At 42.8% G+C, this 11,443-nt stretch carries 6 protein-coding genes; 3 read left to right on the forward strand and 3 right to left on the reverse strand.

Going from position 1 to position 11,443, the window contains the following annotated elements; genetic code table 11:
* Positions 1–145 precede the first annotated feature (145 nt).
* Genes C505_RS0104965 through hrpB form a run of 3 tightly spaced genes read right to left on the reverse strand, consistent with a single transcriptional unit; the run spans position 146 to position 7,172 of the window.
* Positions 146–2,350 carry a winged helix-turn-helix domain-containing protein gene (locus tag C505_RS0104965; RefSeq protein WP_018691490.1) on the reverse strand — a complete coding sequence of 735 codons (2,205 nt, stop codon included), beginning with the start codon at positions 2,348–2,350 and terminating at the stop codon, positions 146–148.
* Positions 2,351–2,405: 55 nt separating this feature from the next.
* The gene (mrcB, locus tag C505_RS21470; RefSeq protein WP_018691491.1) at positions 2,406–4,730 is read right to left on the reverse strand and encodes a penicillin-binding protein 1B; all 2,325 of its coding nucleotides are present in this window, start codon (positions 4,728–4,730) and stop codon (positions 2,406–2,408) included.
* A 3-nt stretch (positions 4,731–4,733) separates the two neighbouring features.
* Positions 4,734–7,172 carry an ATP-dependent helicase HrpB gene (gene hrpB / locus C505_RS0104975; protein WP_018691492.1) on the reverse strand — a complete coding sequence of 813 codons (2,439 nt, stop codon included), beginning with the start codon at positions 7,170–7,172 and terminating at the stop codon, positions 4,734–4,736.
* 201 nt (positions 7,173–7,373) lie between these two features.
* Here hrpB and C505_RS0104980 point away from each other — a divergent pair, with 201 nt between their 5' ends.
* The 3 genes from C505_RS0104980 (at position 7,374) to C505_RS0104990 (ending at position 11,352) form a co-directional block, all read left to right on the forward strand.
* Complete coding sequence (locus C505_RS0104980; RefSeq protein ID WP_018691493.1) at positions 7,374–8,021, forward strand: glutathione S-transferase family protein; 648 nt, start codon at positions 7,374–7,376, stop codon at positions 8,019–8,021.
* Between the two features lie 123 nt (positions 8,022–8,144).
* On the forward strand, positions 8,145–9,827 hold the full coding sequence (locus C505_RS21475) for a methyl-accepting chemotaxis protein (protein ID WP_018691494.1): 1,683 nt from the start codon (positions 8,145–8,147) through the stop codon (positions 9,825–9,827).
* 46 nt (positions 9,828–9,873) lie between these two features.
* Positions 9,874–11,352: a carboxypeptidase M32 gene (locus C505_RS0104990; protein ID WP_040439441.1), complete on the forward strand. Its 1,479-nt coding sequence runs from the start codon at positions 9,874–9,876 to the stop codon at positions 11,350–11,352.
* Positions 11,353–11,443: the final 91 nt, after the last annotated feature.

Here is an 11,443-nt window from a genome sequence, read left to right on the forward strand (position 1 = left end):
GGCAGCACTTTTCATCACTTCATTTAACCTTCATGACTGGGTCATCGGTTTTTCATTACAGTTTCTTAGCTTGGTCGTTGACTTGATCATGCATATCCTTACAGCTCCAGATTTACACTTCCTGATTGAGCATTGAGACAGGAGATCACATCTTTTGTATTTGGTCTTTGAGCATTACTGTATCTAAGTCTGTCAAGAATGACATGGAATACATGATCCACTTCTCATCTAGCGAAACACTATACTGGAGTAGCGATGTATCTGCTGTGAAAACATCCGAAGAAATTGCCTTTGTGTTCAGATCGTAAAAACGGATCTTTAGGCGGTCATTCTCAGCGACTGTACCGACGTAAAGGTGCTGATTGACGACTTGTAGCTCTTGGCCAAACTCGCCAGCGATATTTTGCAGAATAACTTCAGTTGTGCCAGTCTCGCGATTACGTTTATAGACTCGATGATCGTTTTCCAGACGATAATAAATATCGTCGGCTTTATCAGAAGGCTGCCCGGAAGTCGCATTTGCGATTTCTTGGACCACTTTTTTGTCGTTCAGATTATAACTCCAGAGTGAGACACCTTTTTTCGTTCGCATTGAGAAAAGGAGCTTATTCTCGTGGTAGAACCAAGCTGGATTTGTGATCTCCATCCCATCAATACCGAGTGTTTGAAGTTTTTTGGAATCCACATCAATAATACACAGCTTACCATCAATGATTGCTGCAACGAGTCGGCCAGAGGCTGTGAGTTCTACGTCTGTAATTTGACGATAAGATTCAAACTGTGTCAGCTGGATCGTTTTGCCGTGACGAAGCAACCAGATCTGTTGCAAACCTGTACGGCTGCTCACAATCACCATTTGCTGTCCGGATGCGCCCATGTCTGCGTAATACTCAGATCGATTAGACTGAAGCGGTGCAATGATATTTTCACTTGTATTGAGTTCTGGATGGGTCAAAGGATTGGCAGAAACATTAAAGTGATACTTCATAAAGCTGCCTGATAGCCCAATAATGAGACCATCATCAGAAGAATCGAGCGCACGCAGCTTATCTCCGAGCTTTGCGATCACTTGACGTGATTTGTCTTTGATATTGACTGACTCTACCTGGGCATTATGATTCCCAAAGTAGATTTTTTGGTTGTCATGTGACCAGGTGATATGGATCAAAGAAAAGTCTAACTCAGTAATCAATCGCTGCTCGCGCGTGTTCAGATCCATGATCCAAAGCTGAGTTTTCCGCTGCGCGTGATTTCTTAAAAATGCGAGATACTTTCCATTTGGGGAGGCTTTCACAACATAATCACCAACTCCAGAACCGGGAGGAGCGGTCATCAAGGTACGTTTCCCTGTTTTGAGCGACATGCTGTAAATTTTGTGGGTATTGTCTTCTTTGCTTTGTTCAGTGATATAGATGGTGTCGCCACCACGATCCCAACTGATCGTGGCGCCTTTGGTCAACGGATCGCATTCAATAATATCAGTGAGCTGGTAAGATCGAAAATCAAAAGAAATCCCATTCAATAACTTTAATCGGCAAGTATTATCCATCCCAAGTTCACGGATAATGATGTGCTGAGAATCAGGGCTCCAAGCTGCAGAGTAAAAGATATGACGTTCTTTTGCCTGGATTTTCATCCAATCTCGGGTTTTGATATCAATGACGACTAATGACGGTGTATCGTCGCCACTCGCACCGCCGTAGCGGAAAATCACTTTTTTGCCATCGGGGGAAATCCTTGGGTCGATTTCGTGACCTTCCAGACTCAGAAGTGGCTCGACTCGTACAAATGGGACATCTGCAGGTTGATTGTATTGGGGGATGAGAAATAATAAAGCAATCGCACTGATTAAAGCGAAAACGGTGAAAGATGATAATAGCAACAAGCGCTGATAGTTATTTTCCGATTGAGGCTGTTGTGAAGGCGACTCAATGGGAAGTAGCTCGCGATCCCCTGCTGGCATTGGTTCTTCCAATCGAACAATTTGCGGCGTTTGGATCTCAAATTCCTCTAGCTGGGTGAGTGCGATAAAGCGATATCCACGTTTTGGAAGTGTTTCGATATAGGATGGATTCTTCGCATCGTCTCCCAATGCCATTCGAAGGGCACGGATCACGCGCGTGACACGTCCGTCGGAAACGGAACTGACTCCCCAGACCTTTTCCAAAAGTTCATCCTTCGAAACGAGCTGACCTGCATGCTCCACGAGGTATTTCAGAACTTTCTGACACAAATTGTCAAGCTCCGAGACGGTGGGTTCACCAGACTCATTTTCTTTGATGAGTTTGTTTTCATCAGGTGAAAAACGCCATTCACCGATTAAATATCGAATCGCTTGTCGATGTGTCATGATGCCATGTATACCATCTCTATTGTCAAATCGTTATTCCATAATCGGTTCAAGTCTAAAACCACCCGCTTTGTTCTGGAAGACATTGTTCTTTATCGGGAAGACCTGCGACAATGGCTGGCAATTCTACCTTTTGGTGACACGCTTGGGTAGCAGGTTTTCCTGTTTTGCGGTCAAAATAAACGAGTTCGACACCCAGCGGTAATGTTCTATATCGTGGCAGCGCTTCCCACTGACCAAGAAGTGTTTCATATAGATACATAGCTCCCTGGCTTCCTGTCAACCCCATTGGTTTATTTTGATCGTTGCCAACCCAAAAAACAGTCACGATATCTTGATCAAAGCTTGTAAACCAGCTATCCCTCAAATCATTTGAAGAGCCAGTTTTACTTGCGATGCTTAAGTTTGGAAAGCGGCGGTGTAATGCTTTTGCCGTTCCTTCATCAATGACATCCATTAAAGTGTTGTTCACTAGACTAACTGCCTTTTGGTCAAACAATGTTTGAGCCTCAACCGATTTTTGCCAAATCGTACGTCCTTTCCCGTCTCCAATTGAGGTAATAGCCGTGATTCTCTCATAGATGCCCTGAGATGCAAGTGTTGCGTACATCTGAGCGACATTTTGTGCTGAAAGCATTGCGCTTCCCAAAACTAAAGAAGGAACTCTTGGCAGATCTGATATTTCTGGTTGACGCTCGATGTTGTTTGCAATTTGATCGATACCCAGTTGCATCGCTAAATTGACAGTTGGAATGTTTAACGATTGTGTCAACGCATCATGCAACAGAACCTGTTGTCGATATCGTCGATCAAAGTTTTTTGGTTCCCACATCTGACCCGATTCATTCTTTAACTGAATTGGACTGTCTTTGAGCATTGTCCCTAGGTGATAGTGATGACTATGTTCTAGGGCGGTTAAATATACCCATGGCTTAATCAGTGAACCAACGGGGCGTTTCGCATCCAAGGCACGATTAAATCCCCAGTAGGTCGGGTTTTTATCACCGACAATTGCTGCAAAACTTCCTTCTTCGAAGTTCACTGCGGCAAATGCAGCCTGAAGTTGTGGGCGATCTGGTCGGTTTTGCAAGATGGAAATGCCTTTGGGAATCGCTTTATTCGCTTTGAGTTGCAGAATGGGATCAAGTCCTGTGATCAGTTGAAGACCAGCATTTTTCGTTTCTTGTGATAACGAAATTGCTCTGAGCTCACGCTTGACGAGGTCAAGATACGCAGGAAACTGCTGACGTCGGATAAAACTATTTCTTTGAATTCCAAGAGGTTTTTTGATTGCAGTTAGGTAGTTTTGTTTTGTGATCTGATGATTTTGAAACATTAATCGAAGCACGAGATCTCTTCTCTCCTTGGCACGAACAGGATGTCGACCTGGGTTATAGAAAGATGGTCCTTTGATCAGTCCAATCAGTAATGCGTATTCATGGTGTTGAAGCTGGTACAGTTCTTTATTGAAATAGAACTGGCTGGCAAGGGCTAAGCCGTGGATCCCTTTTTGGTGATTTTGACCAAAATAGACTTCATTAATATAAGCCTCTAGAATTTGGTCTTTGCTGTATTTATGGTCCAAGATCAGTGCGATGAGCGCTTCATTGGCTTTTCGCCAGAGCGACTTTTCTCTTGTCAGATAGAAATTCTTTGCAAGCTGTTGTGTCAATGTACTCCCTCCCTGTACAGTCTTTCCTGCTTTCATATTGGCGATAAGTGCACGAAAAATACCCCTTAAAGAAACGCCAGTATGATGATAAAAGTTCTTATCTTCAACCAAAATAAGCGCATCCAGAATTGGTTCAGGAATAACTTCTAAGCCGATTACTTCCCTATCTTCATCCGTGTCATTCGTGATTCTTTCAATCAAAAGTGGTTCTATCTTAGCGTATGATACAGGTTTATTTTTATGATCCAATAATTGTGTGATTTGACCATTCTTCAGTTGGATTGATACAAATCGAGGGGGGCGATATCCATCATTAAACTGGAACTCACGTAAATAGATATCAATTTGATGCTGGCTAGCTGCATATTGACCTGGTTGTCTGGCATGGGAGACACGTTGATATCCAAGTAGATTCAATTCTTGATGGAACATTCGAACACGTATCGATTTATTTGGGTAAAGCTGAAAGGGGCGAGCATAGACTTTTGCTGGCAACTTCCAACGCTGTCCTTCAAACTTCTCAGTAATTTTGGCATCCAGATACAAACAGTAGACGGACAAAAAGGCAATACCTGCGATACTGATCTTCATTGCTGGCTTGATGAGCTTCTTTACCCACGTGTCTTGGCTCTGTATCTTACTTTTTTTCTTGACTGACTTTTTCCGCTTTGGTGAAGCTTTTTGAGATTTTTTTTGTGGCGCTGCCATACGTCAGTGTCCTAGCTGCTTTTTTGTTTTAGTTGATGCGATAGCGTTCGCGGGATCATCAGGCCAAACATGCTTTGGATATTGGCTCTTCATTTCTTTTTTGACTACATCGTAGCTGGTCTGCCAAAAGTTTTTCAGATCTGATGTGATCTGGATCACGCGATTTGCAGGTGAAAGCAAATGGAGTTGTATAGGAACATTCTGACTCATAATTGTCGGTGTTTCCTGAAGGCCGTAAACTTCTTGTATACGCAATATCATCACGGGTTGTTGTCCGATTTCATAATAGATCGAATGTGTTTTGCCCGATGGGACGGCCAGATGCTTTGGTGCCAGTTCATTTAATCTTTGCTGTAATGGATAGGGCAACAGTGCCAGCAGTATGTCATGAATTTTTAATTTCCTTAACTGCTCAACTTTCTTCACGTTGGTAAGATAAGGTGTGAGCCATTCATCTATATCTAGTAAGAGCTGTGCTTCATTTAGAGATGAAAACTCATCGATATGAGTCGCGCAAAGGTGTACTCGCGCGAACAGTTGTATTGCTTCTTCATGGTGATCAAAGAACGAGAAGCCTTTTTGTTGAATGAGAGTGAGCCAGGCCGTTTGTTGCTCTCGTTCAGAAAATTGAGTTGAGCTGCCCTGTTCCTTAATTACAACCTTACCCAATGAATGGACTATTTTGCCACGAAGCTCTGCCTTCGCTTCATCAAAATACACGATGGTTTCGGTTGTCACGTGTGGTTCGAGAACACAAGCAAACAGATCACTGGAAACTGGAAAAATACAGCGGACAAACAATCCTTGTTCCACCAATTGATCTTGAAGAATAAAAGCCCATGGTGCTTCAAGTTGATCTTCTGAGTTGTGCACCAATGCAGATTGACCATTTGCCAGTGTATATTGACGTTGTTTTTTCTGAGCAAAGCGGTCAATAAATCCGGCGGCTAAGAGTGCTGCGAGATCCTCCATGAGGACCTGACTAGGCAGTGTACATTGATATTTTTTGAGGCGTTGCTGCCATTGGTGGTGAAGCGGGTGTTTTTTTGCCTGTTCGGAGAGCAACCAATCGATACCATGATCGAAACGAGCTGATTGAATTATCCCAGAAATACGGTGCCATTCATCCAACACAATCCCAATAGTGAGTGCAAGCCCCCGCAGGTGATCCTGCGCTTGATAATAGATAACACCATCTCTGAGGGAGAGTCCCGACATAGCGACTTGGTGACCAAGCTGAGTTAAGCTCAACTTCTTATCGAGCAGTTTGAGCTGTTGGAGAAACTCGGTTGCTTCCGACCATAATGCCTCTTTGGGTGGCGTGAGCCATTGTAGTTCAGAAAAGTGCTTTACACCCCAACGTGCAAGTTCAAAGCGCAATTGGCTCAGATCGCTTCGGGTAATTTCTGGAGAATAGTGTGCTTCTTTTCTTTCCCATTGTTCTTGTGTGCCTAGCCGATAACAGGTGCCTGCCATCAATCGACCAGCACGACCTTTTCGTTGTGTTGCTGAAGCTTTTGAGATTTCCTTAAGCATTAATTGTGTTGTTTTTCGGCGAGGCTGGTATTGCGCCTGTTTTTCGTAACCACAATCAACAACGGTTGAAATTCCAGCAACTGTGAGGCTGGTTTCTGTAAGGTTTGTTGATAAAACGACTTTTCTATTTTTGCTTGGGATCAGTGCTTTCTTTTGTACTGTCAGTGGTAAAGCACCGTAGAGTTGGTGAAACTCTAGTTGTGGATAGTGAGGACTGAGCAGTGTTGTAACAGATTCAATTTCTTTCACACCGGGTAGGAAAACTAATATATCGCCATCTGTTTCTTCAATGGCACGCTTTGTGAGGTAGCTACATCGAGTAGACAGTGTTCCTTTTGCTGGACCTGCATCATATTTTTCTACGACAGGGAAAGCGGGGCATTCAACCTGAATCGAATGTGCGTTCAGTCGGCCTGTGATTTGAGAAAGGTCCAGCGTTGCAGACATCAGAATGATTTTGAGGTCGTTTCTCAGATTCTCTTGAATATCTAAGGCAAGTGTCAATCCAAGATCACAGTACAACGAACGCTCATGAAATTCATCAAAGAGAATGAGTTCAACGCCATTCAACTCTGGATCGTCCTGGATCAATTTTGTCAAAACCCCTTCAGTAATTACAAATAACCGGGTTTGTTTAGAAATCTTAATCTCCTGACGCATCATGTAGCCAACCGTTTGTCCTATCTGCTCATTGAGCTGCTCGGCTAGATATTCAGCAATATGCTTTGCAGCAATTCGCCGAGGCTCAAGTAGGATGAGTTTTTGGCCACAGCCCTTGAGCGCTTCGAGGATATATCGAGGCAATACGGTTGATTTTCCCGTTCCTGGCGGGGCACTGAGCACAATTCGGTTATGTGTCTTTAATGCTTCAAGAATGTCCGGAATAGCAGATTCGATTGGATACACAAAAAAATGACATCAAGTTGAAATAGTCTTTATTTTAACGGGGCAGGCATAATGTTTTAAGCTTTTTTTTTGAAGTGACTCACACTATGCTAGTTCAGTTGTTAGTGATAGCTCTTGTATGGGTTAAGCTTTTGAAATTTTTATGAAAGAAATCCGATGATAGCCAGAGCTGAGATTGGACCGAAAATAAGAAGAGGAACAATGATGAAGCTATATTACCATCCCCTGTCAACGTATTCACAAAAAGTATTACTGGCACTTTATGAAAAGGGTATTGAGGTAGAACGCGAAGTTGTCAATATGATGAACCCACAAAAAGTAGAAGAATATCGCAATATTTACCCACTTGGACGGATCCCATTTTTACAAGTTACGGATGATCATGTGATACCGGAATCATCCATCATCATTGAATACCTAGAAGGACATCACCAGTCTGGAACCAAGCTTATTACTGATGGCGTAGACGCATCTCGACAGGTTCGCTTTATTGATCGTATGATGGATCAATATCTATTGGATCCAATCGGTACATTATTTTTTTCAAGTATGAAGCCTGAAGAGCAACGCGATCATGAACGTCTGGATAAAATGCGCTTCTATCTTGATGTGACATATCAGCATTTGAACGAACGATTTGGAGAAAATACATGGATAATGGGTGAGCAGTTCACAATGGCAGATTGTGCTGCAATCCCTGGGCTATTTTATGCACCAAATATCTACCCATACAATGATTACCCGAATATACAAAAGTATGTGGAAAGAGCAAAAGATCGCCAGTCCCATCGACAACTCATGGAAGAAGTCAAGCCCGCTTTGGAAGCTTGGGAAAATGCTCAGAAGTAGCCAAAATATAGAGAAAAATATGCATCGAGAAGTGGCACTGTTTGCCGCTTCTTATGAAAGAGACTTTTCACTTAACTTCAACTACCTTTACAGAATCATGAAACGATAACAGTTCTCGGGTCAATGAATACGAGTATCTTATGGCGTTTCTTTATTCCTATCTTGGCTGTCTCGATTTGCATCATCATCGGGTTGATCTGGTACGTCCCAAATGAGCTGCGAGAAGCTGTAAGGGAACAACTTGTGAGTTCTGCTGTACAAACAACTAAACAATTTAAAATAATACGTGGTTATTACACAAAGAACGTGATTAAAAAAGCAAAAGCATCTGGAATGAAGCTTCACTATAATCATGCACCTGCGAACCATATTCCCTTACCAGCCACGATGATCCACGAAGTCAGTGAACTATTAAAAAATGAAGAGACGCAACTCGATTTGTATAGTGGCTATCCATTCCCAAATCGAGGGGATCGTAAACTTGACCAATTCCAGAAAAAGGCATGGGAATTCTTAACCAAAAATCCAAATGAAAAATTTGTCGACTTATACAGTGAATCGGGTCGGCAAGTCCTTAGAGTCGCAATTGCAGATACCATGCAGGCAAAAGCATGTGTTGACTGTCATAACACACACAAAGAATCCCCAAAAACAGACTGGAAGCTTGGTGATGTTCGAGGCATTTTGGAAGTGAAAGTCCCAATGGATAGAGGGGCATCCATAGCGATGAATATTGGATGGAAAATTATGGGGATTGTCGCGATGGGAATTGGTGTAATCCTCATTATGATCACTTTGATGTTTAAACTTCATATTTCAGATCGATTGAAGAAAATCGCGCAGTCGTTGGAAGATGTGGCTGATGGCCGTGGTGATCTATCCAAAAAACTAGCTGTAGGGGCAGGTTATGAAATCAGTCAAATCGCCCATCAATTTAATCGCTTTGAAGATAATATGCTGGGTGTTGTCAAAAACTTGGATAGTGTCGTTGGTTCTTTGCAACAAGCATCAACCGACTTGATGGACAATATTTTCAGTGTCCAAGATAAAGTGACAAATCAAACTCGAGAAGTGGAACAAATCGTGACAGCGGTCAATGAAATGACGTCAACTGTTGGAGAAATCGCACAAAATGCAAACCAAGTGGCAGACGCTGCCGATGAGGCCAAGGGTAATGTTGAGCAGGGCATGAATGAAGCTCACGGCACAGTAAACTCTATTGATGAGCTCGCCCGTGGTGTTGATAATGCGGTGCAGGATATCAATGAATTAAGTATCGAGAGTGCCAATATTGGTAGTGTTTTGGATGTGATCAAAGCAATCGCGGAACAAACGAACCTGCTCGCCTTGAATGCAGCGATTGAAGCCGCGAGAGCCGGGGAACAAGGTCGAGGTTTTGCTGTTGTTGCGGATGAAGTTCGTGCGCTTGCACATAGAACACAGGAATCCACGAAAGAAATTGAGACGATGGTTGCACGACTTCAAGATAAATCACGTCAGGCAAGTGGCGCAGTTTTATCGAGTAAAGAACATACGGATGTATGTGTATCCAGAGTCTCTAAAGTGCAGGATCACTTTAATTCTGTCCGCTCAAAAATGGAGATGGCGAGTGGGATGACAGCTTCCATTGCTGCTGCGATTGAACAGCAAAGCTCTGTCACGGGTGAAATGGACTCGAATATGGTTCGGATGGCAGAGGTTCAACATGAAGTAACTCATTATATAGAAGGGTTAGCCCTACTGGCTGAATCATTACGGCAATCCGCAGAAACGATTAAAATAGAGTTAAATAAATTTAGTATTTAATAAAAATCAGCATGTTATGATCCTTTCAAATAGTGAAGGAAGCACAATGGAATCAATTTATCAGTCCCTCTGCAAACATTGGCAGAAAATCTCACGTTTCAAATACTTGTCTGCTTTGGGGGAGTGGGACCAGGCGACAATGATGCCTACAGGTGCGAGTCAAGCTCGCGCGGAAGCAATGGCAGAGCTGCAAGTTCATGTTCATCAACTCAAAATTCAACCGCAACTCGAAGATTGGTTTGCGCTTGCAAAGCAAGAAGAGTTAAGTCATGAGGAAACCCTCAATCTGCAAGGGATGTATCGGCAATGGTTTCAAGCGACAGTCCTTCCTGAGTCACTCGTTCGAGAAAAAACTATCGTCACACAGCAATGTGAGCATGCTTGGAGAACACAAAGGAAAGAAAATGACTGGGCTGGTTTTGTAAAGAATCTAAAGCAAGTGATTGCACTTGTGCGTACAGAAGCGCAAATTAAAGCAGATGCATATAGTTGCCAACCTTATGACGCAATGATAGATGCATACGAACCAGGAATGAACTCGGCAAAGCTGGCATCGATTTTCGCGGAATTAAAAAATTGGCTCCCTGATATGATCCAACAGGTCGTGGAGAAGCAAAAGTCTGAACCACGCATGAAACCATTGGGCAAATATCCAATACAAAATCAGGAGATGTTATGCCAGTCAGTGTTATCGTTATTGCCGTTTCAACTTGAATGTGGGCGAACCGATACCAGTGTACATGCATTTAGTTGTGGGATACCGGAAGATGCACGCTTGACAACAAACTTCATCGAAGAGGATTTCAAACCAGGCCTTTCCTCACTGATCCATGAAGCAGGCCATGGTTGTTATCAACAAAATTTACCCAAGCAATGGCGAGGTTTACCGATAGGGGAAGCGATTTCTATGGGGATCCATGAAAGCCAAAGCTTGTTCTTTGAAATGCAACTGGCGAAAAGCGAGCCATTTTTGCGTCAGCTTTTGCCATTAATGAATCAACATCTACAGACGCAATTCGGTATAGATGAGCTGATCAATATCAATACGCGTGTTCAACCAGGGCATATCCGAATTTATGCAGATGAAATGACGTACCCAGCGCACATTATGCTTCGTTTTGAAATAGAAAAAAGCTTATTGGATAACTCCCTAGAAGTGGACGATATTCCAGAAGCTTGGGATCAAAAGATGCAGTCCTATTTAGGGATATCGACAAAGGGTGACTTCCAAAATGGCTGTATGCAGGATATTCACTGGACATTTGGTGAATTTGGTTACTTTCCGAGTTATTCATTAGGAGCGTTTTATGCAGCACAATTCTATGCTGCGATTGTGAAGCAGACCCCTGACCTGAGCGCGTCTATTTCAACAGGTAATTTCAATCCCGTCTTTGAATGGCTCAAAACAAACATTTGGCAGAAAGGAAGCTTAATGATGCCAGAAGCAATCATTGAGAAAGCGACAGGAGAGCCTTTCAACCTCAAGTACTTCAAACTGCATTTGGAGAGTCGGTACTTAAATTAAGTTTATTTCTTTATATTCATTGAGTTAAGCGAAAAATATCGGTGGTGCATTTTTTGCGCCATTCCGATTCCCTCACTACACTTAGGGCTGA

Source organism: Algicola sagamiensis DSM 14643, assembly GCF_000374485.1.
Lineage (GTDB): Bacteria > Pseudomonadota > Gammaproteobacteria > Enterobacterales > Alteromonadaceae > Algicola > Algicola sagamiensis.

Coding starts and splice junctions, on each gene's coding strand:
- C505_RS0104965 (WP_018691490.1), bottom strand. CDS start 2,350: ATGACACATCGACAAGCGATTCGATATTTAATCGGTGAATGGCGTTTT.
- C505_RS21475 (WP_018691494.1), top strand. CDS start 8,145: ATGAATACGAGTATCTTATGGCGTTTCTTTATTCCTATCTTGGCTGTC.
- C505_RS0104980 (WP_018691493.1), top strand. CDS start 7,374: ATGATGAAGCTATATTACCATCCCCTGTCAACGTATTCACAAAAAGTA.
- mrcB (WP_018691491.1), bottom strand. CDS start 4,730: ATGGCAGCGCCACAAAAAAAATCTCAAAAAGCTTCACCAAAGCGGAAA.
- C505_RS0104990 (WP_040439441.1), top strand. CDS start 9,874: ATGGAATCAATTTATCAGTCCCTCTGCAAACATTGGCAGAAAATCTCA.